This window comes from Pseudomonas sp. MG-9 (assembly GCF_018729515.1).
In the GTDB taxonomy this organism is placed as follows: domain Bacteria; phylum Pseudomonadota; class Gammaproteobacteria; order Pseudomonadales; family Pseudomonadaceae; genus Aquipseudomonas; species Aquipseudomonas serboccidentalis.
The window spans coordinates 217,802-242,213 of sequence record NZ_JAHHZH010000002.1; the positions used below are offsets into that span (position 1 = coordinate 217,802).

Below are 24,412 nucleotides of genomic sequence, written 5' to 3' on the forward strand. Positions count from 1 at the left end.
GTTTCGGTTATGAAAAAAACAGTTTGCGGGCCAGTTGTGCACTGATCTCGCTGCGATAAATGGCGATCACTTGCGGGTTGGAGGTCTTGGGATTCACCTCGAACGCCCCGGCCAGGAAGCGTTGATCGCTGGTCTTCAAGTGGGCGGCGGTGAAGTTTTCCGCCGGCCCGTCCGGCTGGGGGTAATGGAAGTGCGCGTACCACAGCGCTTTCTGGCTGCGACGATCGCGAATCTCGAATTCAGTCAGGTAATCCCTGCGCGGGCCCTTGAGCCGACGCCGTGCGGTGCCGGACAAGATGTCGATTTCATTCTTGCCCAGCAGCCATTCGATGCGCGAGGCAGTGGGTGGCTGCTGTTTGATCATTTCGACGCGCAGCCGGTAGCCCTCGGTATTCAGCCGTTCGCGGGCCTGCTGCAGTTCGCTCTTCAGCTTCGTGGCTGCCAGGCGCTGGGCTTCAGCCGTACTCGAACTCAGGGCACGTTCCAGGGCACTTGCGCTGTGATCGAAGTGTTCGCTTTTCTGGCGGAACAGATCCTCGATTTCCACCGGGATGCGGCCGGGTTTTTTCGCGCTGGCTTCGGTTCGCCGAATGAAATCTTCCAGGCTGTCGAGCAGGGTTTGCCCTTGGGCCAGTTGTGCATCGAGCGCAGGTCGGGACGCGGGTCGGCGACGTCGGGCGGGTACCCGTTCGACCCAGACGCCCGGGGTTTTTTCGTGGAACGTGGCGATGACTTTGCCAGTCATCGGCGCGCGGACTTCCAGCAGTACCGGTTCGCCCGGCGCCGAGGGCCGCATTTCGCCGACGACCGTGCCCTTGAAACGGGTCTTGACCACCCGTTTGCGGGGCGCGCGGGCGGGTTTCGAGGGGCCCGGCCGAGCCTGCGCCGGAGCATGCTCGCGCAGCAATTGCGCCAGATGATCCTCAGTGCGCTTCTGGAATTCGCCGATACGCTGGCGCAGATGTTTGAACGGTTGCTCCAGCAAGACCTCTTTGTGGTCGAGGGCGAAGTCCTCCAGTGACTGGTCGATGGCGACAAACTGTTCGAGCAGTCCGTCGAGGCCCTCGGTGCGTTCTCCTGCCCCGGCCGGGTTGTCCTCCAGCATCAGTTCCTGAGAGGTCTGGATCACCAGATTGGTGGTGTCGAGCAAGCGGGAAAAGTCGGCCTGCGCCTCGTTCACTGCAGCACTATCGCCCTCCTTGAGGCACACCTCGCGGGCCAGCGAAACTTGCAGGGCCTTGAGATCATCGGCGCTGAAGGTGGGCAAGCGCTTGCGATACTGCACGACAATTTCGGCGGCACTTCTGCCGAGGCGATCCAGTTCCTGAAACTTCGAGCGGGCGAATTCGAGCTTGCCGATCACGCCTTCGGACAGATCGACCATTTGCTGATAAGTCGCCCGGTCGCCAGCACCTGCCGTGGTGTCTTCGGCTTCCAGCAATGTCAGCGTTTCTTGCAGTGTCCGCACGAAAACGGGGGTGTTCTGATCAAGCCATGTCTGATTGAAATGCAACTGGGTATCGAGCATCGAGATCATGGCCGGGCGGTAGTTGGGAACCGTCTCCAGCAGACTCAAGGCCTTGAGCTGTTCGATTGGTGCCTCGTACTGAAGGGTGCGCTGGTCGAGCTTTTCGAGAAACGCCTGCTGCAGTCCGGACGAAGCCTGGTCCTCGGCACGTTTCATTTTCTGGTAGGCGTCGATCAGCTCGGTTTTTGCGTGATCACGTTCGTTATCGAACTCGGTCAGTTGTTGCTTGAGTTCGGCAATGCGTTGACGGTTTTGCTGTTTCAGCGCTTTGCGCCGGGCGGAAAAGCCACCGCCGCGCAGGCGCAAACGGGTGTCGACGAACCACTGGCCGTGAGTATTGCTGATCAACGCCGGGCCTCTGCGTATCGGTTGTTGTCGGGTGTCGATCATCGACACCGCGCCTGTGTCATCGACGGCTACCTCGAACCAGCGCTCGTCGATCGTGGCGTAGTAGCGGGTTCCCAGGCGATGGAGATGACGGTAAAGCGCGCTGGTGCTGTCAGGCGGGATCAGTGATTCGGGCCTGGGAACCGCGAAGCGTTCCAAAGTCTGCGTGAGACTCAAGGCGGTATCGGTGAGCACGCTGATACGGTGTGGCGCAGCGGCAGCTTCGCCGACGACTTCGGAGGACTGGACGATGGTGAGCGGTGTCCGTGGTTTTTCCTCAAGCGCGACGGGTTTGGCCTTCGAAGTCTTTTTCTCGATGCCGGGGGCCGTCGACGATCGTGTACTGGCGTGATGGGCGAGGACCATCGCCAGGGTCAGCAACAGGTCCGTCATCGCGCTGGCCTGTTGCTGTCGATCACCCTGGTCGCCGGCGTCGAGAGTCTGTTGTATGTCGTCCAGTACCTGCCAGATCCATGCGGCGGTGCCGACCGTACGACCGAGAAAGGGCAAGGCTGCATTAAGGATCATCCACGCGCCATGCTTGAAGGTTTCCCAACGGCTTTGTGCGTTGGACACCGATTGTTCTTCTGCCTGCCGGACCAGTGCATTGACGTTGGACGTGAACAGCGCGTCCAGGTAGTCGGGGTCGATGACCGCCGTGCCCAGCGTCAGCGTGCCGCCCATTCGCAGCGGAGTCAGCGGGTCGCCCAGCAGTTGCGAAAGCGTCCAGACAGAAGGCCGGTTCGCGGTGAACACGTAGTTGGCGTAATCAGCCCGTACGCTGTCCGGCAGCCAGGCGAGCACGGATTGGTGCAGCGTCGGCGAATGCTTGATGGCGTAGATCAGGTTGGCCGGTGTCGGGTACTGGCTCAAGGGTTGATCGAGCATTGGCCGGTAGAGCAGGCACGGCCCCTTGTTCATTTGGCGAGGGCCGATCACAAACATGTTGGCCACCTTGTCGGCGGCGCCCGCCAAACGCCAGCCGGGCTTGAACGCCAGCGGGCGGATGACGATTTCCTCGCCGTCCACCCAACGGTTTTCGGCGGCGACTTGCACGGCCGCCGCGACATACCGGTAGCCCAGTTCGTTGATCCCGGCCTGACCACGAATCTTGTGCTGTAACGCCAGCAGCGGCAGTTCGACCCGCAAGTGAGCGGTGAACAGGTTCTGCCGGCGAAGGCTTTCTGTGGGGACGTCGAGCAAGGTGTTCTTGATCAGTGTCGGGTAGCTCTGGCCGATGTCGGCGTTGACGATCAATCCCTCCAGGTAGTCCACGGTCATCCACTCGGGCAATGATTGCCCGCTGATGCTGCGTACGGTCTTGTTGCCCAAGGGCAGGGCGATCAGGTTCTGCAGCGCCAGATCCACCAGGCTCAGCGACATGCGTTCGGGCCCGACCTGTGGCACGAACGCACCCCAGACCACGACGCTTTCGACAGCGATCTCGATGTCCGTCAGGTTCAACGAGGTGGCATCGGGATGCTGTTTGAGCATGGCCTCGCGCAGGGTGTCGAGGGCGAACTCGCGGATCGGCTTGATGCCGTCCAGAAAGGTCTTCTCGTCGTCCTGCGTGCGCACCGTCGCCAGATCCATCAGGTGGCGGCTGTAAGCGGTGAGGTCGCTGGACGAGGCGTTGGCTATCCACGACGGCAGTGTCTGCTCGACCCGGTTGAAGCGTGAAGGAGCCTGTTGGTCTGTCGGGTCAAGCTCGTTCGCGGTGCGACTGATGTGCGGCGCGAGGTCGGCATTTGCCGCGCCGGGTTCGTTCGACAGCGCGCCAATCGAGTCCGCCTGCAGCGCAATCAGGTTGCATGCCAGATGATCGAAGTACTCGCCCTCGGGTTCGATCAAGCGCCATTTCAGGGTGTGGCCGCTTGTCTGGCCTGCGCTGTAAACCAGCAGGGAGTTGCCCAGTTGCTCCAACGACTCGTAGGTGCGCAAACCGTTGGTCACCGAGTGCGTGAGGATCAAGGTGCGGCTGTCGTGCTCGCCGATCAGTACGGCCAGGTCAAGGACATTGAGGTGCGTCGAGACGTCGTTGCCGGTCTTGTCACTCACGGTGTCGAGGTCGATCAGGCAGGCGCGCGACCGATAGCGGTCATGCGCACTGCGCAGGTGCTTGTCCGGGTATTGGTAAAGGTTGCGCGCCATGGCGTACTGGTCGGTATCCAGGCCCGCGGTCTTTTCGATGTTCCACTGTTCACGCAGCGATTTGGACAGGTGTTTCCAGCGCGGGGTCGTGTCGGACGTCAGTTGGTTCCAGTAATCGACTTGCTGTTCCTGGAACGCAAAAAACAGCAGCGGCGCCAGCTCATTGAGCAAACGGGCGATGGCTTCCAGGCTCACGGGGAATTGCGCCGGAGCTGGCTCCATTGGCTCTAGCGTGAGGTAGTGCTCACCGTCGAAAAAAACCACCGGAGTGCCCTCGACACCATGGCGAACGAGGGTGTCGGTCAGCGATTCCCAGTGCTGGATCCCCGGGACGACCTGTTCCTTGAGCAGGCGCCAGGTGGGGGTCACCACCATCGCCAGACGCGGATCGATCGTCAGCTGTGGGTACAGCGATTTCAGGGCCGGCAAGAGGGTGCGTGTGGCCACTTCGCGAATCGACGGCCCGGTCACCAGTTGGGTCAGCAATTTATCCTGTTCGTCCGTGGGAGCGGGCACGGAGGAGGGGGTGGAAACGTCGGTCATGTTCACATCCTGTGTGGGTTAGGCACCGTTGGGCATTCGGTGCGCATGCCGTTTCACGGTAGTGACGGATGCGTCGGGGCGGGTGGTAGATAAATATCGCGGGCAAAAAAAGACCTGCGCGAGCGCAGGTCTTATCGGTACAGCAGTGGGCGTCAGGTGCCGGACTTGATTTTGGTCCAGGCCCGCGTCCGCGCCCGCTCGGCATCGCGAGGCAATGGCTGCAGGGTGTACAGCGTGTTCATCGCCGCTTCGGTCGGGTACAGGTTGGGGTTGTTGCGGATCGCCGGGTCCACCAGGCCGGTGGCGTCCTTGTTCGGGTTCGGATAGCCGACGAAGTCGCTGACCGGTGCGATCACCGCCGGTTGCAGCAGGTAGTTGATGAAGGTGTAGGCGTCCTCCGGGTTCTTCGCACCCTTGGGGATCGCGAGCATGTCGAACCAGATCGGCGCGCCTTCCTTGGGCAGGCGCATGTCGACCACCACGCCGTTCTTCGCTTCCTTGGCGCGGTTGGCCGCTTGCGAGAAGCTGCCGGAGTAGCCGACGGCGACGCAGATGTCGCCGTTGGCGATATCGGCCATGTACTTGGAGGAGTGGAAGTAGGTGATGTACGGACGGATCTTCATCAGCAGCGCTTCGGCTTTCGCATAGTCCGCCGGGTTCTTGCTGTTGGGATCGAGCCCCAGGTGTTGCAGGGCTAGCGGCAGGATCTCCGACGGCGAGTCGAGCAGGGCGACGCCGCACTGCTTGAGCTTGCTGATGTTCTCTTCCTTGAAGATCAGATCCCAGCTGTCCACCGGCGCGTTGTCACCCAGCGCTGCCTTGACCTTGGCCGGGTTGAAGCCGATCAGGATGGTGCCGTACATGTACGGCACGGCGAACCGGTTGCCCGGGTCGTTGGCCTCGATCAGCTTCATCAGTTTCGGGTCGAGGTGGTTCCAGTTCGCCAGCTTGCTGCGATCCAGCGGCTGGAACACCCCGGCTTCGATCTGCTTGGCGAGGAACACGTTGGACGGCACCACCACGTCATAACCGGAGTTGCCGGTCAGCAGTTTGGCTTCCAGCGCTTCGTTGGTGTCGAAGATGTCGTAGACCAGTTTGGTCTGGGGGTTCTGCGCCTTGAAGTCTTCCAGTGCCTTGGGCGTGATGTAGTCGAACCAGTTGTAGACGCGCAGGGTGCGTTCTTCAGCGTGGGCAGCGGTGCTCAACAACGTCGCACACAGGGTTGGCGCGATAAGGTGCTTGAGGCGGTTCATTGTTCAAACCCTTCCAGCACGTTCACCGCGTTGATGCCGATTTCCTCCACCGCGTAGCCGCCTTCCATGACGAACAGGGTTGGCTTGCCAAGGGCGGCAATGCGCTTGCCCATGGCCAGGTAATCCGGGCTGTCGAGTTTGAATTGTGAGATCGGATCGTCCTTGAACGTGTCGACGCCCAGCGACACGATTATGACGTCGGCGCCGTAGCGGTCGATCTCGTTACAGGCCTGATCCAGTGCCGCGCTCCACACATCCCAGCCGGAACCGGCCGGCAGCGGGTAGTTGAAGTTGAAGCCTTCACCGGCGCCTTCGCCGTGCTCATCGTCGTAACCGAGGAAAAACGGAAACTCGGCTTCCGGGTGGCCGTGGATCGAGGTGAACAACACGTCGCTGCGCGCGTAGAAAATCGACTGGGTGCCGTTGCCGTGGTGATAGTCGACGTCGAGGATCGCGACCTTCTTGTGGCCCTGATCGAGGAACGCCTGGGCGGCGATGGCAGCGTTGTTGAGGTAGCAATAACCGCCCATCAAGTCACTGGCGGCGTGGTGTCCCGGCGGACGGCACAGGGCGAAGGCACTGCGTGCACCGCGCTGGATTTGCGCCTGGGCGGTGAGAGCGACTTGCGCAGCGCTGTAGGCCGCTTGCCAGGTGCCGGCGGTGATCGGTGCGCCGCCGTCGAAGCTGTAGTAACCGAGCTGGCCGTGCAGGCTGGTCGGCTTGATCTGCCGCAGCGTGCGTGCCGGCCAGGTGTACGGCAGCAAGTCACCGTCGGTGTTGAATTCGGTCCAGCGTTCCCACGCGCCTTTGAAGAAGTCGAGGTAGTCGCGGCTGTGGATTCGTGCGATCGGCTCCAGGCCGAAATCCTTCGGTGCCTCGACCGGGCCGAGGTTCTGGTGCTGTACCCGTTGCAGCACGTGGTCGGCGCGCGAAGGCATCTCGAAGCACGGCTTGAGCTGGCCGTCGATGAGCTCGCAGCGGCCATGGTGCAGGTGGTGATCGTCTGAGTAGATCGTCAGCATTTGTTGTTCTCCGCAGGGCTGATTCGGTGGCCCCCAGTGTTGCGGCGTGCGGCGAATCGGAGAACGGCAGGAAAGGCCAAAAGGGGATCGATATGGCCAAAAAAACTGACCGTTATTCGCCCCTTTTTAGATCAAAAGATCGCAGCCTTCGGCAGCTCCTACAGAGATCGGTGTAGGCGCTACCGAAGGCTGCGATCTTTTGATCTTTCAGGTTCTGAACTGGCTCGGCGCCACACCGCTCCAGCGCACGAACGCATGGCGGAAGCTTGCGGTTTCGCTGAAGCCCAGGGTTTCGGCGATGCGGTAGATCGGCAACTGATCTTCACACAGCATCTGCTTGGCGCGCTCGAAACGCAGTTCGTCGAGCAGCTCCTGATAACTGCTGCCCATGTCCTTGAGGTGACGGCGCAAGGTGCGCGGCGAGCACTTCATCTGCTGGGCCAGGCCCTCCAGCCCCGGCGCGGCATTCAACTGGGCGCTGAGCAATTGGCGGATACGCCCGAGCCAGGCCTGGCGGCCGGTGAATTCGAGGTTCTGCTTGCGGCAGCGCTCGGCCATGGCCTGATGGGTGATGGCATCGGCCAGTGGCAGCGGCTGCTCGAGCCAGCGGCGGTCGAAGGCGAACGCGTTGTCCCTGGCGGCGAAGTGCAGCGGGCTGGCGAAGTGTTCGGCGTAGCTGTCGCGGTAATCCGGCGCCGCGTGCTCAAACCGCGTGGCGAGCAATGGCAGGGGATGACCGAGCAGGTCGTCGCAAATGACTTTCAGTGACACCAGGCAGAACTCGGCGTTGAACACCGCCATCGCCGGGCTCTCGCGATAATCGGCAGCAACGAACCAGACGCGCTCGCCGTCGTCCTCCAGGCTCAGTTCGAAAAGTGTTCCCAACAGCGCCGGATAACGGATCGCCAGACGCAAAGCGTCACCGAAGGTGGCACAGGTCAGCAGCGCGTAACCGAGGATGCCGTAGCAGGAAACATGCATGCGCCGGCCCAGTTCCAAACCGATATCGTGCTTGAGCGCGACCGCGTTGGCGCAGACCTGCATCTCCTGGTTGGTGGTGATGCGCGTGTCGGCGCGGTTCAGATCTGTAGCGCTGATGCCGCTGCCGGCCAGCAATGCCTCGCTCGACAAGCCTTCGGCCTTGAAGGTGTTGAGCACCAGCGAAACGGCGTTGAGGGTGGTGAGGTGGGAGTGCAGCATAAAATCTTCCAGCCTTGAGATGACTGGAACGCAGCAAGTTGCATGCCGGACGCCGATCAAACTGTGGGAGGGCTATTGTGGCGAGGGAGCTTGCTCCCGCTGGGGCGCGCAGCGGCGCCGAAATATTGCGACTGCTTCGCAGGCGAGCGGGAGCAAGCTCCCTCGCCACAGGGGCTCACTCCTACAGGGGTATTGCGTGGTGTCAGATCAGCTCGCCACACAGGTCGAGTTCGATCAGGCGCCGTACTTCAGCCGACTCCAGACCAGCACCCAGCAACGCCTGCAACTTGCCGAACGCCGCTTCGCGGGTCATGCCGCCACCGGACAACACGCCCACGCCACGCAGCCGGCTGCCGGCCTCGTAAACGTCCAGCTCGACCCCGCCTTCATGGCACTGGGTGACTGCGACCACCACCACGCCTTTGTCCCGGGCTCGGCCGAGGCTGGCGAGGAACTCGGGGTTGTCGCTCGGTCCGGTGCCGCTGCCGTAGCACTCCAGCACCAGGCCCTGGATGCCGCCGTCGAGCAGACCGTCGACAATCCCGGCGCTGATGCCGGGGAACAGCGGCAGCACAGCGACATTCGCCAGTTGTTTCGGTTGGTTGTAGTTCAACGCGGCCGGCATCGAAGATGCTTTCACCCCGCCGCCCTGACGCTCCAGACGCTTGAACGGATGACGGCCGAAACTGCGCACTTTCGCGCAGCGGGTCGGGTCCAGCAGTTCGCCGTGGAAGTACAGGTGCACACCCGGCGCCAAGCCTTGGCCGAGGGCAACCAGTGCGCCGCCGAGGTTTTCCCAGGCATCGCTGTCAGCCACGCCCGCCGGCAGCATGGAACCGGTGAAGCACACACGAGCATGCAGGCCGAGCAACTGGAAGCTCATTGCCGCCGCGCTGTAGGCCAGTGTGTCGGTGCCGTGCAGGATCAACACGCTGTCGCAGCCTTGCACGTCCACGGCATCGACCACCGCTTCACGCAGTTGCTGCCAATAGGCCGGGGTCATGTTGGCGCTGTCGATCAGCGGCGACATTTCTCGGAAGCGCCACTGCGGCACCACCAGCTCAGGCTGGCTGTGCAGGTACTCGCGCATCCGCGCTTCGAAACCGGACGCTGGGGCCAGGCCGTTGGCACTGGCCTGCATGCCGATGGTGCCACCGGTGTAGAGCACCATGACGTGTTGGGCGGCGGGGAAGGAATTGGCAATCATCTGAGGGTCTCCACAAGAGATGACATTGTAGGAGTGAGCCTGCTCGCGACAGCGGTTCATCATTCAACATTGATGTTGGCTGAAAGACAGCTATCGCGAGCAGGCTCGCTCCTACAAGTTATTGCATCACAATAACTGACGGGCGCAGGGGATGCGCCCGTCATTCACCTGTCAGCGTTGCGCTGCAGGGGCGCCTTGCGGCTCGACTTCGGTCTTGCCAGCGGCGGCTGGCGGGTTGGTCGGCCAAGCCTTCAGGTCCAGGTCCAGATCGGTAAATTTGCTGGAGTCGAACACGGGCTGCTTGACGCCGGCGCGGCGCTGCTCGTCGTAGTCGCGCATCACGCGCATGCCGACCTTGAACAGCATGGCCAGGGCTATCAGGTTGACGAAGGCCAGGCAGGTCATGGTGATGTCGGCGAAGGCGAACACAGTCGAAAGGTCCTGCATCGAACCCCATACCACCAGCGCCAGGACCAGACCGCGGAAAATCATCAGCGCGGCGCGGTTGCGGGTGAGGAACTGCAGGCTGTTTTCGCCCAGGTAGTAGTTGTAGAGGATGCAAGTGAAGACGAACAGCGACAGAGCGACGCTGACGAACATGCGGCCCCAGTCACCGACCACGGCGGCCAGCGAGTTCTGGGTCAGGACGATGCCGTCACCTTCGAAGCCCGGGGTGTAGAAGCCCGACAGCAGGATCAGCAGCGCGGTGCAGGTGCAGATCACGAAGGTGTCGAGGAACACGCTGAAGGCCTGGACCACGCCCTGGGCGCCCGGGTGCTTCACGGCGGCCACTGCGGCAACGTTCGGCGCACTGCCCAGGCCCGCTTCGTTGGCGAACACGCCGCGCTTCACGCCCATGACGATGGCGCTGCCGAGCAGGCCGCCAAAGGCCGGGTCGAGGCCGAAGGCGCTCTTGAAGATGGTTTCCAGCATGGCTGGCACGTGTTCGATCTGGGTACCGATCACGTACAGGGTCACGCCGATATAGGCCAGGGTCTTGATCGGTACGAGCAGGTCGGACACTGAGGCAATGCGCTTGATGCCGCCGATGAAGGTAATGGCCAGCAGCACCGCCAGGACGATACCGGTGTGTTGTGGATTGAATTCAAAGGCGTTCTGCAGTGAGTGCGTCACGGTGTAGGACTGCAGGCCAATGAAGGCAAAGCCGTAGGTGACCAGCAGCAGGATCGAGAACACCACCGCCATGCCTTTGAGTTTCAGGCCGTGCTGGATGTAGTAAGCCGGGCCGCCACGGTACAGGCCGTCGCCATCGGCGCGCTTGTAGACTTGGGCCAGGGTGCATTCGAAGAAGCTGCTGGACATGCCGACCAGTGCGGTCACCCACATCCAGAACACCGCACCTGGACCACCCAGGGTCACGGCGATGCCGACACCGGCGATGTTGCCTGCACCGACACGGCCGGCAAGGCTGAGCATCAGGGCCTGGAACGAGCTGAGCTGCCCGGCGCTGCCTTTGAGGCTGTCGCGGAACACCGCGAACATGTGGAAGAAGTGCCGCAATTGAACGAAACGCGAGCGAATCGTGAAGTAGCTACCGAGCCCGACAATGAGCACGATCAGTACTTTCCCTGAGAGGAAGTCGTTGATGACTTCGAGCATGGATTTTTCCTCGCTGTTTTTTGTGTAAGCAAATACTGGATGGTCAGAAACATCGTGTTACGCCGGTGTGCACGCGGCACGACAGGTGAGGCGAATGTTTCGTCCCGGTTCCATTTCGCGGGTTTGTTATTAGTTCGGGTTTCGCATGGGTTATGGCCTCGTTACCGACGACCGCTCACGCGAAGAGGGGCGGCACTATACCGATCAGTGCGGCGCCCGTCTGCACGCTTGTGGTGCAAGCGACGAAACGAAGCTTTGAAACACCCGGCGTTACCGGCGCCGGGCTTGTTTGGAGGCTGCTTTCTTGTTGGCGCAACCCCCAGACATACGGGTCTCAGGGTCAAACAGTTAAAAAAAAGGGCTTGGGGACCAATCCCCAAGCCCTCAAAAGGTGAGAGGTGTCTAGTCCCTCGACCTGGTGAGCGGTGCAACAAGTAACGCGTCGGCTCAGGCTTTGAGCGGAACCAGACGCGGTGCAATCATGTTTTCCGGGCGCAGGATGTCGGCGAGCATGGCTTCGTCGAGCAGACCTTCTTCGCGCACCAGTTCCAGCACGCCGCGGCCGCTTTCAAGGGCGATACGGGCGATGCGGGTGGCGTTTTTGTAGCCGATGTACGGGTTCAGCGCGGTGACCAGACCGATCGAGTGCTCGACCAGTTCGCGGCAGCGGGCTTCGTTGGCGGTGATGCCGACGATGCAGTGCTCGCGCAGCATGTCCATGGCGCGTTGCAGCAGGCGGATCGAGTCGAGGATCTTGAACGCGATCAGCGGCTCCATCACGTTCAGTTGCAGTTGGCCGCCTTCGGCTGCCATGGTCAGCGCCAGGTCGTTACCGATGACCTGGAAGGCCACCTGGTTAACGGCTTCCGGAATCACCGGGTTGACCTTGCCGGGCATGATCGAGCTGCCTGGCTGACGGGCCGGCAGGTTGATCTCGTTGATACCGGTGCGTGGGCCGCTGGACAGCAGGCGCAGATCGTTGCAGATTTTCGACAGCTTGACCGCGGTGCGCTTGAGCATGCCGGAGAACAGCACGAAGGCACCCATGTCGGAGGTGGCTTCGATCAGGTCGGCGGCTGGAACCAGCGGTTGACCGCTGATCAGCGCCAGACGCTGTACCGCCAGCGCCTGATAGCGCGGGTCGGCGTTGATGCCGGTGCCGATCGCGGTGCCGCCCAGGTTCACTTCAGTCAGCAGTTCCGGGGCCAGCGTCTTCAGACGGGCCAGGTCTTCGCTCATGGTGGTGGCGAATGCGCGGAACTCTTGACCCAGGGTCATCGGCACGGCGTCTTGCAGCTGGGTACGACCCATCTTCAGGACGTGGTTGAATTCTTGACCCTTGGCCGCGAAGGCCTGAATCAGGCTGTCGAGGCTGGCCAGCAACGCGTCGTGACCCAGCAGCAGACCCAGGCGGATCGCGGTCGGGTAGGCGTCGTTGGTCGACTGCGCCATGTTGACGTCGTCGTTCGGGTGCAGGTACTGGTACTCGCCTTTCTGGTGACCCATTGCTTCGAGCGCAATGTTGGCGATCACTTCGTTGGCGTTCATGTTGGTGGAAGTACCGGCGCCACCTTGAATCATGTCGACCACGAACTCTTCGTGGAAATCACCGCGGATCAATCGGGCACAGGCTTCGCTGATGGCAGCGTGCTTGGCTTCGCTCAGGTGACCCAACTCACGGTTGGCGTCAGCGGCGGCCTGTTTGACCATCGCCAGACCCACAACCAGTTTCGGGTAATGCGAAATCGGAACGCCGGAGAGACGGAAGTTGTTCACCGCTCGCAGGGTCTGGATGCCGTAATACGCTTGAGCCGGTACTTCGAGGGCGCCAAGCAGGTCGTTTTCTGTGCGGAAAGATGCAGCGGAGGACATGATAGAAATCATCTCGATATGGACCCGGTCTATGCCGGAACGCTGCGAATGCTAGGCTTGTAGGATTTTTTGGGCCAATGCTGTTAAACACTGCCCTATGCACATTCGGCATAATGCCCGTGTGACGCCGCGCGCGCGGCAGACGTGTGACCTGTTTTGGTGCGTTCCCGGGAGGGCGTGATGAATCTGGAAAGCAAATGGCTCGAGGACTTCAGTGCTCTGGCCGCCACTCGCAGCTTCTCGCAGGCGGCCGAACGGCGCTTCGTGACTCAGCCGGCGTTCAGTCGGCGGATCCGCAGCCTTGAAGCCGCTTTGGGGCTGACCTTGGTCAACCGCTCACGCACGCCGATCGAGCTGACGGCGGCCGGGCAGCTGTTTCTGGTGACCGCGCGCACGGTGGTCGAACAGCTCGGTGAAGTGCTGCGTCATCTGCATCACCTGGAAGGCGGGCAGGGCGAGGTGATGCAAGTCGCCGCAGCGCACTCGCTGGCGCTGGGTTTTTTCCCGCGCTGGATCGCACAACTGCGCAACGAAGGGTTGAACATCGCCACGCGACTGGTGGCGACCAATGTCGGCGACGCCGTGCATGCGCTGCGCGAAGGCGGCTGCGACCTGATGCTGGCGTTCTACGACCCGGACGCGGCGATGCAGATGGACCCGGAAATCTTCCCGTCGCTGCACCTGGGCCAGACCGAGATGCTGCCGGTGTGCGCGGCGGATGCCGATGGCAAGCCGCTGTTCGATCTGGAAGGCGACGCCAGCGTGCCGTTGCTGGCGTACAGCGCCGGAGCGTTTCTCGGGCGTTCGGTGAACGGACTGTTGCGTCAGCGTCAGTTACGTTTCACCACCATCTACGAAACCGCCATGGCCGACAGCCTCAAGAGCATGGCCCTGGAAGGCCTCGGGATTGCCTGGGTGCCGCAACTGAGCGTACGTGCCGAACTGGCCCGCGGCGAACTCGTCGTCTGCGGCGGCCCGCAATGGCATGTGCCGCTGGAGATTCGTCTGTATCGCTGCGCGCTGGTGCGCAAGGCCAACGTGCGGTTGCTGTGGCGTAAGCTGGAAGGGGGAGTGGCGGGTTCTACTGCTTGACGGACAGCAAGAGTGAAGGCGATTTTCGCGTTCACTCTTGTCAGTGCAGGGGCTCAATAGGGCTTAGTCGTGTTCTTTGAGGTAGTTGCGGATGCGTTCCCGGTTTTTATCGCTGAAACGCTTGGCGTTTCCTCGGAATACCGATGCAACGGTCCCGGACGCCATAATGGTTTCATCCCACCAGCCGTTGTAATAGACCTCAAAGTCTTCATGCTCTGCACCAAACATATGACCGACTTCATGAGCAGGTGTCTGCTCGCCATTAATCGAGGAAATTGCGCAGTAGCCGGTCTGGCTTGCTATACCGGCAACACTATCGCTGAGGTTGTCGCGTGTCAGTAAAAGAAACTTTCGAGTGTGATCGTCGTAGTAGTCGCTAACGCGAAGATCCTTATGTTCATCGACTTTCTCGCGCCAATCGTAAATCGCTTGCTCAGGCGTACCGATTTTATAGGCGTGATCACTGAGGCCGGGTGCGTCTGACGGCTGTATCATAAAGAGTGCGAACGGCTTTCCTGAAATTTCTTCGAATTCATCAGCCAGCCAGCTGAAATGGCTTTCAAAGAGGACTTTGGAATCATGTTCCGATAAATCTTTATGAATAAAGACATACAGCACAAGCGAGCGTGACATGGCGAAACTCCAGTAGATATTGTTATCAGTGATAACGGCCAAAGACGCGTCTGGCCGTCGAAATGATTGTTGGAATTTTGTATAAGTTTATTTTGCAGTTTTGTTGTTGTAGTTGTCGGTGATTCAAGCTTTCTAATTTAATGTGGATTGTTGTAATAAGTGTTATGGGATTTGTATAGCATTGAAGGTCTGCACGCCATTGATGGTTCTTTAGTTTTTATTTCCTGATGTTCTGTTGTTTAGGTTTTAGTGTGCCAGCGCGAGCGCGCGTTAACTTCCAACCGATGTTATTGGTAGTGCAGGGTTCTTGATTTTCGAGTCAATAAACCTGTTGTTTTGCATCACAAGACAGATGGTCGTGACGGGGGCTGTTTATTGGCTTCTTTGCGGTATACTGCGCGGCCTTCGGCCGGTCCGTCCGGCCATTTTTCGTACAATCAAGCCACGCAATCCTGCGTGGCTTGTTGTTTTTGACGCGCCTGCGGGCGCCCAGAGAGAAGAGGCGCGACGATGAGTGCACTGGTTGGCGTGATCATGGGCTCCAAGTCCGATTGGTCCACCCTTAGCCACACCGCCGATATGCTGGAAAAGCTCGGCATCCCGTACGAGGTCAAGGTGGTTTCTGCTCACCGCACCCCGGATCTGCTGTTCCAGTACGCCGAAGAGGCTGAGGGCCGCGGCATCGAGGTGATCATCGCCGGTGCCGGTGGCGCAGCCCACCTGCCAGGCATGTGTGCGGCCAAGACCCACCTGCCGGTGCTGGGCGTTCCGGTGCAGTCGTCGATGCTCTCGGGCGTCGATTCGCTGCTGTCGATCGTGCAGATGCCGGCCGGCATTCCGGTGGCTACCCTGGCCATCGGCAAAGCAGGCGCGATCAACGCCGCCCTGCTTTCGGCGAGCATTCTGGGCGCCAAGCATCCACAGTTCCACGCGGTACTGAAAACTTTCCGTGCCGAGCAGACAGACAGCGTCCTGGACAATCCAGACCCACGTATTGCCTGAGGTTGTTGAGATGAAGATCGGTGTAATCGGTGGCGGCCAGTTGGGCCGCATGTTGGCGCTGGCGGGGACTCCGCTGGGCATGAACTTCGCTTTCCTCGACCCTGCGTCGGACGCATGCGCCGCCGCACTGGGTGAACACCTGCGGGCCGATTACGGCGATCAGGATCACCTGCGCCAACTGGCTGACGAAGTCGACCTGGTGACCTTCGAGTTCGAAAGCGTCCCGGCCGAAACCGTGGCGTTTCTCTCGCAATTCGTGCCGGTGTACCCGAGCGCCGAAGCCTTGCGCATCGCTCGCGACCGCTGGTTCGAGAAAAGCATGTTCAAGGACCTGGGGATTCCGACCCCGGCCTTCGCCGACATTCAATCGCAAGCCGATCTGGATGCCGCCGTCGCTTCGATCGGTCTGCCGGCCGTGCTGAAAACCCGTACCCTGGGTTATGACGGCAAGGGTCAGAAAGTCCTGCGCAAACCGGAGGACGTGGTTGGCACGTTCGCCGAACTGGGCAGCGTTGCCTGCCTGCTGGAAGGCTTCGTGCCGTTCACCGGTGAAGTCTCGCTGATTGCCGTGCGTGCCCGCGATGGCGAAACGAAGTTCTACCCGCTGGTGCACAACACTCACGACAGCGGCATTCTCAAGTTGTCGGTCGCCAGCACCGATCACCCGTTGCAGGCCCTGGCCGAAGACTACTCCAGCCGTGTGCTCACACAGCTCGACTATGTGGGCGTGATGGCGTTCGAGTTCTTTGAAGTCGACGGTGGCCTCAAGGCCAACGAAATCGCCCCGCGCGTGCACAACTCCGGGCACTGGACCACCGAAGGCGCCGAGTGCAGCCAGTTCGAAAACCATCTGCGCGCCGTTGCCGGCCTGCCGCTGGGTTCGACAGCCAAGGTCGGTGAGAGCGCGATGCTCAACTTCATCGGCGTGGTTCCGCCGGTGGAGAAAGTCATCGCCATCGAAGATTGCCATCTGCACCACTACGGCAAAGCTTTCAAGGCCGGGCGCAAGGTCGGTCACGCCAACCTGCGCTGCGCCGACATGGCCACGCTCCAGGCGCAGATCGTCAAGGTCGAAGCGCTGATCGCCGAGTAAGCAGTTTCATGTGGCAGCGGCGGAACCTTCGGGAGCCGCCGTTCTCTCATGGCAGGATGCCAAAGTCTGACTAGGCTTTGGCATATCTACTATTCAGCGTCAGAGGGAAATGCCATGGGAATTATCGGAACCATCTTTATCGGCTTGATCGTCGGCCTGCTGGCACGCTTCCTTAAGCCGGGCGATGACAGCATGGGCTGGATCATGACCATCCTGCTCGGTATCGGCGGTTCGCTGGCAGCCACTTACGGCGGCCAGGCCTTGGGTATCTATCAGGCAGGTCAGGGCGCAGGCTTCATCGGCGCACTGGTCGGCGCGGTCGTGCTGCTGGTGATCTACGGCCTGATCAAAAAGAACTGATCCAAGCGACCAAGTCCTCTCTGCCAACGCGGCAGGGAGGGCTAGAATGCTCGGCGATTCAACGTCCTTCCTTTATCCGAGCATCTTTTACCGAGCACCTCCATGCGCCGTCTTTTGTTGACTCTCCTTTTGCTGGGCAGCGGTCTGGCCCACGCCGGCGAACTGCCGGAAACCGACTGGCTGGAACTGATGCCCAAGTCGGACCAGAAAGCCCTCGAGGCCATGCCCGAAATCGACCACAACTCCCCGGAAGCCACCGGCACCTTCACCCAGAAGGGCGGGATGAAGCAGGCCAAGGGCCTGCCGGCAGTGATGTATTCGACCAAGACTGTGGCGTCGATGAACGACAAGCACATCCGCATCGGTGGTTACCCGGTGCCGCTGGAGTCCGATGCCAAGGGCCGCAGCACGCTGTTCTTCCTCGTGCCGTACCCGGGCGCATGCATCCACGTGCCGCCACCGCCGCCGAATCAGCTGGTGCTGGTGCGTTATCCCAAAGGCTTGAAGCTGGATGATATCTACACGCCGCTGTGGGTCACCGGCACGCTGAAGGTCGAGAAGGTCAGCAATGATCTGGCCGATGCGGCGTATGCGCTGGAAGCGGACAAGGTGCGGGTGGTGCAAGAGTCTGATCTCTAAAGCAAAAAATCGCAGCCTTCGGCAGCTCCTGCATTGGAATGCATTTTCCTGTAGGAGCTGCCGAAGGCTGCGATCTTTTGATCTTAAAGCGGTTTGCTGTCGATGCTGACGCCCATGGTGTGACTGGCGCTCGGTGCCAAAGTCACCACGTCATCCATCACATTCGCCGTCTCGATGCACAACATGCGCTGCCAGCCATCGTTGTCCATGTCGGTCAGTGCCGCCGCGCGGTCGATCCACGGGTTCCAGATCACGGCGGTGCGCGAACCGGTAGCCGTCAGCACAATGCGTCGTTCCCAAGCCGCGTCGACAATGCTCAACTGTGGTGGAGCATCGAGGTAGATGCGGTCGGTCTCACCGGCAAAATGCAGATCGCCTTGCTGGGTGTTGGTTTTCCAGTCATCCAGCGTCTCGATGTAATTCAAACCATTCACGCCATCGACGTGCACATTGCGCACGTCACTGACCGCGAAGTAAGTGTGCAGCGCCTGGCTCAGGCTGACGGTGTCACTGCCACGGTTGTGGCTGGTCAGGCTGAAGCTCAGTTGCTCGGACAGATGCAAGGTCAGGGTCAGATCGACCTGATGCGGCCAGCCCGGCAGGCCACCTTCGGGGTAGGGCAGCTTAAATTCGACCTTGACGCCGTCAGCCTCTGATTCGATGCCGCCCAACTCCCAATCCATCGCCCGCACCAGACCGTGCGCGGGTGCCGGTTGCTCGCCGGTGTACATGGCCTGCACGCTCTGCGGGTTGCGTTCGAACTTGCCGAACCAAGGCCAGCACACCGGCACACCGGCGCGGATGCTCTTGCCGGTCTTGAACACGGCCTTGTCGTTGAGCCAGATGATCGGCGGCTGGCCGTCGATCTGATAACTGAGGATGTGCGCGCCTTGCTGGGCGACCAGCACTTCGGCCTGACCGTGGCGGATGCGCCAGCAGTTCAGTTCATCCAGTTTCACGGCTTCAACGTTGGGCGTGTTCATGGGACAGCTCTCGATCAGACACTTGGGACGACTATCGACCGCAAAACCGCGGCGAGGTTTAACGCGCGCGTGGTGGCACCGAACGGGTGCGACCGCTGCCGTCGATGGCGACGAAGACGAACACTGCTTCGGTCACTTTACGCCACTCGCTGGACAGCGGATCGTCGCTCCAGACTTCGACCATCATCTGGATCGAGCTGCGACCGATTTCCAGGGTCTGGGTATAAAAGGACAATTGCGCGCCCACCGCGACCGGCACCAGAAATGCCATGCGGTCGATGGCCACGGTCGCCACACGGCCACCGGCAACGCGGCTGGCCATCGCGGTGCCCGCCAGATCCATCTGCGCCACCAGCCAGCCGCCGAAAATATCGCCAAAGCCGTTGGTTTCGCGGGGGAGTGCGGTAATTTGCAGGGCCAGGTCGCCTTGCGGGATCGGATCTTCTTGTTCGAGCTCTATCATGCCGGGGGTGCCTCTGACCCGTGACTCTTCGTTGGTACTGCTGGTGGTAGCCGTCTTCAGGAAAAACGATTCAGCACCGAACATACTACGTTCGTCACGTTTTCCATAAGGCGCCTAAAGGGAAACTCTGCGAAAGCGGCTGGATCCACGCACCAAGGCGACCAACGACGTTTTCGCACAGCAACCCCCTACAAACCGGAGCAAGGTTGCGAGTATATCGGTCGGTAGACTCCGCGACGACCATCGGGTTCTGATTTTGACTGTCAAATACGCGCCTCTATGTGCTTTTTCGAACAATTTGCTATGGTGCCGAACCTGCCCAAGCCACAGCCAGCGTTGTTGTGGCGGTAGATCCGACTATAAGAGAAGCCCTTGCCATGACCACAGCGCCTTCGAGCCTCGCGCAGCCCGAGCAACCTGCACGACCCCTGACCCGCAATGACTACAAGACTCTGTCGCTATCGGCCCTGGGCGGTGCGCTGGAGTTTTACGATTTCATCATTTTCGTGTTCTTCGCCACCGTGGTCGGCAAGCTGTTCTTCCCGGCTGACATGCCCGAATGGCTGCGCCTGATGCAGACCTTCGGCATTTTCGCCGCCGGTTACCTCGCGCGGCCACTGGGCGGCATCGTCATGGCGCACTTCGGCGACCTGCTGGGGCGCAAGAAAATGTTCACCCTGAGCATTTTCATGATGGCCGTGCCGACCCTGATCATGGGTCTGCTGCCGACTTACGCGCAGATCGGCCTGTGGGCGCCGATTCTGCTGTTGCTGATGCGGGTGATCCAGGGCGCGGCGATTGGCGGGGAGGTGCCGGGGGCGTGGGTCTTCGTTTCCGAACACGTGCCGCAAAAGCACGTCGGCTATGCCTGCGGCACGCTGACCAGCGGCCTGACGGCGGGCATCCTCCTGGGTTCACTGGTCGCCACCGCTATCAACAGCATTTACACACCGCTGGAAGTTGCGGATTACGCCTGGCGGATTCCGTTCCTGCTCGGTGGCGTATTCGGCCTGTTCTCGGTCTACCTTCGCCGCTGGCTGCACGAAACCCCGGTGTTCGCCGAGCTGCAACTGCGCAAGGCGCTGGCCGAAGAAGTGCCGCTACGCGCGGTGCTGCGTGACCATCGCGGGGCGATTGCGATCTCGATGCTGCTGACCTGGTTACTGTCGGCCGGGATCGTCGTGGTGATCCTGATGACCCCGACCGTGCTGCAGACGGTCTATCACTTCTCGCCGACGGTGGCGCTGCAATCCAACAGCCTGGCGATCGTGTTCCTGAGCTTTGGCTGCATCATCTCCGGCGCCCTGGCGGATCGCTTCGGCGCCGGCCGGGTGTTTGTCTTCGGTTGCCTGGGCTTGCTGATCAGCTCCTGGACCTTCTATCACAGCCTCGCCGATCACCCGAACTGGCTGTTCCCGCTGTATGCCCTGACCGGTTTGCTGGTCGGTACCATCGGTGCGGTGCCGTACGTGATGGTCAAGGCATTCCCGCCAGTGGTGCGCTTCAGCGGGCTGTCGTTCTCGTACAACGTGGCTTACGCGATCTTCGGTGGCCTGACACCGATGGTGGTGAGTCTGCTGCTTAAAGAGAGTGCGATGGGGCCTGCCTACTATGTAGCGGTGCTTTGCGCGATGGGGATTCTGGTGGGGGCGTGGCTCTGGAAAAAGGGTCGCTGATTTTCCGTCCCGCTTGATCGTTCCCAGGCAGAGCGTGGGAACGATCAAGCGACATGCTGGCCTTTCATCCAATTGTCATATTTCAGCCATAGAGTGTTCACACGGCCTGCTGATACTTGGCCCCGACTTAACACACCCTATCTGCTAGGAGTAAGGCATGAAACTGAAGCGTTTGATGGCGGCAATGACGTTTGTCGCTGCTGGCGTTGCGACCGCCAACGCGTTCGCCGCTGTTGACCCTGCTATCCCGAGCTACACCAAGACCACTGGTGTGTCGGGCAACTTGTCCAGCGTTGGTTCCGACACTCTGGCCAACCTCATGACCCTGTGGGCTGAGAACTACAAAAAAGAATACCCGAACGTAAATATCCAGATTCAGGCCGCTGGCTCCGCCACTGCGCCACCTGCGCTGACTGAAGGCACCTCCAACCTGGGCCCGATGAGCCGCAAGATGAAGGACACCGAACTGGCGGCCTTCGAGCAGAAGTACGGCTACAAGCCAACCGCTATCCCGGTTGCCGTGGACGCCCTGGCGGTATTCGTACACAAGGACAACCCGATCCAGCACCTGACCATGGAACAGGTTGACGCGATCTTCTCGTCCACTCGTCTGTGCGGCGCCAAAGCCGACGTGAAAACCTGGGGCGACCTGGGCGTGACCGGCGACCTGGCCAACAAGCCGGTGCAACTGTTCGGTCGTAACTCGGTATCCGGCACCTATGGCTACTTCAAGGAAGAAGCCCTGTGCAAAGGCGACTACAAGCCAAACGTCAACGAACAACCAGGTTCGGCTTCGGTCGTGCAGTCGATCAGCTCCTCGCTGAACGGCATCGGTTACTCGGGCATCGGTTACAAGACCGCTAGCGTGAAAACCGTAGCGCTGGCCAAAAAAGGCAGCACCGAGTTCATCGAAGACTCGGAAGAAAACGCCCTGAACGGCAAGTACCCGCTGTCCCGTTTCCTCTACGTCTACGTCAACAAGGCCCCGAACAAGCCTCTGGCCCCGCTGGAAGCCGAGTTCGTGAAACTGGTTCTGTCCAAACAGGGTCAGGAAGTTGTAGTGAAAGACGGCTACATCCCTCTGCCAGCCAAGGTTGCTGCAAAAGCACTGGCTGACCTGGGTCTGCAGGAAGGCGGCGCTGAAGTCGCAAAAAAGTAACAAACTGAGTCCGGGGTGAACCCCGCCGGACTCTGTGGGAGCTGTCGAGTGAAACGAGGCTGCGATCTTTTGATCTGGCCTTGTGAGCGGCAAGATCAAAAGATCGCAGCCGAGGTCCCCTCGACAGCTCCTGCAACCCCTCAAATTTTCGATCCTCTGCCAGTTCCGCTGGCGGTGGATTTGCTGCGTCACTGCACTGTCATCTTTCTGTCATACAGGATCGCTAGGGTGAGCGCATGAATGATCTGGCCAATTCCCCAATGACTACGACTTCCCCTCCCAAGCGCATTGATTTCAATACGCCTGAGCTGCAACGCAAGCGCCGCATTCGTGCGCTCAAGGATCGCTTCACCCGTTGGTACGTCCTCGTTGGCGGGCTGGCGGTGCTGGCAGCCATCACCCTGATCTTCTTCTTTCTCGCCTACGTCGTTGCGCCATTGTTCCAGGGTGCCAGCCTGACCGCGAAAGATGCCATTACCCCGGCCTGGATGCAGGACGCCGGCAAGCCGCTGATGATTTCGCTCGAAGAGCAGAATCAGGTGGCGATGCGCGTTTCCGACAAGGGCCAGGCACTGTTCTTCGACATCGACAATGGCGCTGAATTGAAGCGCGTCGATCTGCCGCTTCCGGCAGGCACTACCGTCACCTCCATCGGTGAAGACCAGCCAGGTCATCCGCTGGTGGCCGTGGGTCTGTCCAACGGCCAGGCGCTGGTGTTCCGTCACACCTATAAAGTCAGCTACCCGGAAGGCAAGAAAACCATCACCCCGGCCATCGAATACCCGTACGGCAACACGCCGATCGCGGTGAACGAGAGCGGCGGGGCGCTGGAGCACGTGAGCCTCAACGCCACCGATTCGACCCTGATGCTGGTGGGCTCGACCGGTTCGCAACTCAACGTGTTGGCGCTGACCAGCGAAGAAAACATGATGACCGGCGAAGTCACCAACGAGCAGAAGCGTATCGATCTGCCGCAGATGACCGAGCCGGTGAAAAACATCTTCGTCGACCCGCGCCAGCAATGGCTGTACGTGGTCAACGGGCGTGCCCAGGCCGATGTGTTCAGCTTGCGCGACAAGAGTCTCAACGGTCGCTACAAGCTGCTGGAAAATGCCGACGCCGAAGTCACCGCGAGCACCCAACTGGTGGGCGGCATCTCGCTGATCATCGGTGATTCCAAGGGTGGTCTGGCCCAGTGGTTCATGGCCCGCGACACCGATGGCGAGCTGCGCCTGAAGCAAATCCGCACCTTCCAGATGGGCACCACGCCGATCGTTGAAATCACTGCCGAAGAGCGTCGTAAAGGCTTCGTTGCCCTCGATGCGTCCGGCAAGCTCGGCGTGTTCCACAGTACCGCGCACCGCACGTTGCTGGTCGAGCCGGTCGCCGAAGGGCAGGGCCTGTTCGGTCTGTCGCCGCGCGCCAACCGGGTGATCGTCGAAGCTGGCGGCAAGCTGCAACCGCTGCTGCTCGACAACCCGCACCCGGAAGTGTCGTGGAGTGCGCTGTGGAGCAAGGTCTGGTACGAGAACTACGACGAGCCTAAATACGTCTGGCAATCGACCGCAGCCAACACCGATTTCGAACCGAAGCTGAGCCTCTCGCCACTGACCTTCGGCACCCTGAAAGCCGCGTTCTACGCGATGCTGCTGGCGGCACCGCTGGCCGTTGCCGCCGCGATCTACACCGCCTACTTCATGGCCCCGGGCATGCGCCGCAAGGTCAAACCGGTGATCGAGCTGATGGAGGCGATGCCAACGGTGATTCTCGGCTTCTTCGCCGGTCTGTTCCTCGCGCCGTATGTGGAAGGGCATCTGCCGGGCATCTTCAGCCTGCTGATGCTGCTGCCGATCGGCATTCTGGTCGCCGGCTTCACCTTCAGCCGCCTGCCTGAGTCGATCCGCCTGAAAGTTCCGGACGGTTGGGAAAGTGCGCTGCTGATTCCGGTGATCCTGTTTGTGGGCTGGCTGTCGCTGTACATGAGCCCGTTCATGGAGAACTGGTTCTTCGGTGGTGACATGCGCATGTGGATCTCCCACGACCTGGGCATCACCTACGACCAGCGCAACGCTCTGGTGGTCGGTCTGGCCATGGGCTTTGCGGTGATCCCGAACATCTACTCGATCGCCGAAGACGCCGTGTTCAGCGTGCCGCGTGGCCTGACCCTCGGCTCCCTGGCCCTCGGTGCCACGCCGTGGCAGACCATGACCCGCGTGGTGATCCTTACCGCCAGCCCGGGCATCTTCTCGGCGCTGATGATCGGCATGGGCCGTGCGGTCGGGGAAACCATGATCGTGCTGATGGCCACGGGTAACACCCCGGTCATGGAAATGAACCTGTTCGAAGGCCTGCGCACCCTGGCCGCCAACGTCGCGGTGGAAATGCCAGAGTCGGAAGTCGGCGGCAGCCACTACCGCGTGCTGTTCCTCTCGGCGCTGGTGCTGCTGTTGTTCACCTTCGTCATGAACACCCTGGCAGAACTGATTCGTCAGCGTCTGCGCAAGAAATACTCGTCGCTTTAAGAAAGGT

General features: G+C 60.8%; 18 protein-coding genes. 8 read left to right on the plus strand and 10 right to left on the minus strand.

The genetic code is table 11. The features are described 5' to 3' along the window. Positions 1–7: 7 nt before the first annotated feature. From KKQ10_RS05655 to aspA, 7 genes are all read right to left on the minus strand, one after another. A complete protein-coding gene (locus KKQ10_RS05655; RefSeq protein WP_215500507.1) occupies positions 8–4,609 on the minus strand; it encodes a coiled-coil domain-containing protein in 4,602 nt (1,533 codons plus the stop codon). A gap of 152 nt (positions 4,610–4,761) precedes the next feature. Next, the gene (locus tag KKQ10_RS05660) at positions 4,762–5,862 is read right to left on the minus strand and encodes a polyamine ABC transporter substrate-binding protein (RefSeq protein ID WP_215500508.1); all 1,101 of its coding nucleotides are present in this window, start codon (positions 5,860–5,862) and stop codon (positions 4,762–4,764) included. Further along, complete coding sequence (locus KKQ10_RS05665) at positions 5,859–6,884, minus strand: histone deacetylase family protein (protein ID WP_215500509.1); 1,026 nt, start codon at positions 6,882–6,884, stop codon at positions 5,859–5,861. Before KKQ10_RS05665 ends, KKQ10_RS05660 begins: the two co-directional genes overlap by 4 nt. Before the next feature lie 207 nt (positions 6,885–7,091). Beyond that, a complete protein-coding gene (locus KKQ10_RS05670; protein WP_215500510.1) occupies positions 7,092–8,084 on the minus strand; it encodes an AraC family transcriptional regulator in 993 nt (330 codons plus the stop codon). Positions 8,085–8,286: 202 nt separating this feature from the next. Then, positions 8,287–9,291, minus strand: coding sequence for an asparaginase (locus tag KKQ10_RS05675; protein WP_215500511.1), 1,005 nt, complete (start codon positions 9,289–9,291; stop codon positions 8,287–8,289). A 171-nt stretch (positions 9,292–9,462) separates the two neighbouring features. Further along, positions 9,463–10,911 carry an alanine/glycine:cation symporter family protein gene (locus KKQ10_RS05680; RefSeq protein WP_127649588.1) on the minus strand — a complete coding sequence of 483 codons (1,449 nt, stop codon included), beginning with the start codon at positions 10,909–10,911 and terminating at the stop codon, positions 9,463–9,465. A gap of 447 nt (positions 10,912–11,358) precedes the next feature. Then, positions 11,359–12,783 (minus strand): aspartate ammonia-lyase, encoded by a 1,425-nt coding sequence (gene aspA, locus KKQ10_RS05685; RefSeq protein ID WP_127649589.1) that lies wholly within the window; start codon positions 12,781–12,783, stop codon positions 11,359–11,361. A gap of 180 nt (positions 12,784–12,963) precedes the next feature. Between aspA and KKQ10_RS05690 the strand changes: the two genes are divergently transcribed. Then, positions 12,964–13,875 (plus strand): LysR substrate-binding domain-containing protein, encoded by a 912-nt coding sequence (locus tag KKQ10_RS05690; protein ID WP_215500512.1) that lies wholly within the window; start codon positions 12,964–12,966, stop codon positions 13,873–13,875. A 63-nt stretch (positions 13,876–13,938) separates the two neighbouring features. Here the strand turns inward: KKQ10_RS05690 and KKQ10_RS05695 are convergent, their stop codons facing one another. Next, positions 13,939–14,508, minus strand: coding sequence for a zinc metalloprotease (locus KKQ10_RS05695; RefSeq protein ID WP_215500513.1), 570 nt, complete (start codon positions 14,506–14,508; stop codon positions 13,939–13,941). A gap of 510 nt (positions 14,509–15,018) precedes the next feature. Here KKQ10_RS05695 and purE point away from each other — a divergent pair. The 4 genes from purE to KKQ10_RS05715 all read left to right on the plus strand — a co-directional run bounded on the left by purE (position 15,019) and on the right by KKQ10_RS05715 (position 17,602). Continuing rightward, positions 15,019–15,510 carry a 5-(carboxyamino)imidazole ribonucleotide mutase gene (purE, locus tag KKQ10_RS05700; protein WP_003229641.1) on the plus strand — a complete coding sequence of 164 codons (492 nt, stop codon included), beginning with the start codon at positions 15,019–15,021 and terminating at the stop codon, positions 15,508–15,510. 10 nt (positions 15,511–15,520) lie between these two features. Then, positions 15,521–16,603 carry a 5-(carboxyamino)imidazole ribonucleotide synthase gene (locus tag KKQ10_RS05705; RefSeq protein ID WP_215500514.1) on the plus strand — a complete coding sequence of 361 codons (1,083 nt, stop codon included), beginning with the start codon at positions 15,521–15,523 and terminating at the stop codon, positions 16,601–16,603. 114 nt (positions 16,604–16,717) lie between these two features. Further along, a complete protein-coding gene (locus KKQ10_RS05710; protein ID WP_008030708.1) occupies positions 16,718–16,963 on the plus strand; it encodes a GlsB/YeaQ/YmgE family stress response membrane protein in 246 nt (81 codons plus the stop codon). Positions 16,964–17,065: 102 nt separating this feature from the next. Beyond that, complete coding sequence (locus KKQ10_RS05715; protein WP_127649594.1) at positions 17,066–17,602, plus strand: DUF3299 domain-containing protein; 537 nt, start codon at positions 17,066–17,068, stop codon at positions 17,600–17,602. An 83-nt stretch (positions 17,603–17,685) separates the two neighbouring features. On the opposite strand, the gene KKQ10_RS05720 is transcribed toward KKQ10_RS05715, so the two are convergent. Together KKQ10_RS05720 and KKQ10_RS05725 are read right to left on the minus strand one after the other, a co-directional pair. Beyond that, positions 17,686–18,585 carry a D-hexose-6-phosphate mutarotase gene (locus tag KKQ10_RS05720; RefSeq protein ID WP_215500515.1) on the minus strand — a complete coding sequence of 300 codons (900 nt, stop codon included), beginning with the start codon at positions 18,583–18,585 and terminating at the stop codon, positions 17,686–17,688. Between the two features lie 58 nt (positions 18,586–18,643). Continuing rightward, positions 18,644–19,048: an acyl-CoA thioesterase gene (locus tag KKQ10_RS05725; RefSeq protein WP_003229628.1), complete on the minus strand. Its 405-nt coding sequence runs from the start codon at positions 19,046–19,048 to the stop codon at positions 18,644–18,646. A 377-nt stretch (positions 19,049–19,425) separates the two neighbouring features. Here KKQ10_RS05725 and KKQ10_RS05730 point away from each other — a divergent pair, with 377 nt between their 5' ends. From KKQ10_RS05730 to KKQ10_RS05740, 3 genes are all read left to right on the plus strand, one after another. Continuing rightward, entirely contained in the window at positions 19,426–20,724 is a 1,299-nt protein-coding gene (locus KKQ10_RS05730; RefSeq protein WP_127649596.1) for an MFS transporter, read from the plus strand. A gap of 157 nt (positions 20,725–20,881) precedes the next feature. Then, the gene (locus KKQ10_RS05735; RefSeq protein WP_127649597.1) at positions 20,882–21,883 is read left to right on the plus strand and encodes a phosphate ABC transporter substrate-binding protein PstS; all 1,002 of its coding nucleotides are present in this window, start codon (positions 20,882–20,884) and stop codon (positions 21,881–21,883) included. Between the two features lie 488 nt (positions 21,884–22,371). Continuing rightward, positions 22,372–24,405, plus strand: a complete 2,034-nt coding sequence (locus KKQ10_RS05740; protein WP_215500762.1) for an ABC transporter permease subunit — start codon at positions 22,372–22,374, stop codon at positions 24,403–24,405. The last annotated feature ends 7 nt before the right edge of the window (positions 24,406–24,412 follow it).

Excerpts from the sequence above, each read along its gene's own strand:
- aspA (WP_127649589.1), bottom strand. The coding sequence starts at position 12,783 with ATGTCCTCCGCTGCATCTTTCCGCACAGAAAACGACCTGCTTGGCGCC.
- KKQ10_RS05735 (WP_127649597.1), top strand. The coding sequence starts at position 20,882 with ATGAAACTGAAGCGTTTGATGGCGGCAATGACGTTTGTCGCTGCTGGC.
- KKQ10_RS05730 (WP_127649596.1), top strand. The coding sequence starts at position 19,426 with ATGACCACAGCGCCTTCGAGCCTCGCGCAGCCCGAGCAACCTGCACGA.
- KKQ10_RS05680 (WP_127649588.1), bottom strand. The coding sequence starts at position 10,911 with ATGCTCGAAGTCATCAACGACTTCCTCTCAGGGAAAGTACTGATCGTG.
- KKQ10_RS05660 (WP_215500508.1), bottom strand. The coding sequence starts at position 5,862 with ATGAACCGCCTCAAGCACCTTATCGCGCCAACCCTGTGTGCGACGTTG.
- KKQ10_RS05670 (WP_215500510.1), bottom strand. The coding sequence starts at position 8,084 with ATGCTGCACTCCCACCTCACCACCCTCAACGCCGTTTCGCTGGTGCTC.
- KKQ10_RS05665 (WP_215500509.1), bottom strand. The coding sequence starts at position 6,884 with ATGCTGACGATCTACTCAGACGATCACCACCTGCACCATGGCCGCTGC.
- KKQ10_RS05715 (WP_127649594.1), top strand. The coding sequence starts at position 17,066 with ATGCGCCGTCTTTTGTTGACTCTCCTTTTGCTGGGCAGCGGTCTGGCC.
- KKQ10_RS05695 (WP_215500513.1), bottom strand. The coding sequence starts at position 14,508 with ATGTCACGCTCGCTTGTGCTGTATGTCTTTATTCATAAAGATTTATCG.
- KKQ10_RS05710 (WP_008030708.1), top strand. The coding sequence starts at position 16,718 with ATGGGAATTATCGGAACCATCTTTATCGGCTTGATCGTCGGCCTGCTG.
- KKQ10_RS05720 (WP_215500515.1), bottom strand. The coding sequence starts at position 18,585 with ATGAACACGCCCAACGTTGAAGCCGTGAAACTGGATGAACTGAACTGC.
- KKQ10_RS05705 (WP_215500514.1), top strand. The coding sequence starts at position 15,521 with ATGAAGATCGGTGTAATCGGTGGCGGCCAGTTGGGCCGCATGTTGGCG.
- purE (WP_003229641.1), top strand. The coding sequence starts at position 15,019 with ATGAGTGCACTGGTTGGCGTGATCATGGGCTCCAAGTCCGATTGGTCC.
- KKQ10_RS05740 (WP_215500762.1), top strand. The coding sequence starts at position 22,372 with ATGCAGGACGCCGGCAAGCCGCTGATGATTTCGCTCGAAGAGCAGAAT.
- KKQ10_RS05725 (WP_003229628.1), bottom strand. The coding sequence starts at position 19,048 with ATGATAGAGCTCGAACAAGAAGATCCGATCCCGCAAGGCGACCTGGCC.
- KKQ10_RS05655 (WP_215500507.1), bottom strand. The coding sequence starts at position 4,609 with ATGACCGACGTTTCCACCCCCTCCTCCGTGCCCGCTCCCACGGACGAA.
- KKQ10_RS05675 (WP_215500511.1), bottom strand. The coding sequence starts at position 9,291 with ATGATTGCCAATTCCTTCCCCGCCGCCCAACACGTCATGGTGCTCTAC.
- KKQ10_RS05690 (WP_215500512.1), top strand. The coding sequence starts at position 12,964 with ATGAATCTGGAAAGCAAATGGCTCGAGGACTTCAGTGCTCTGGCCGCC.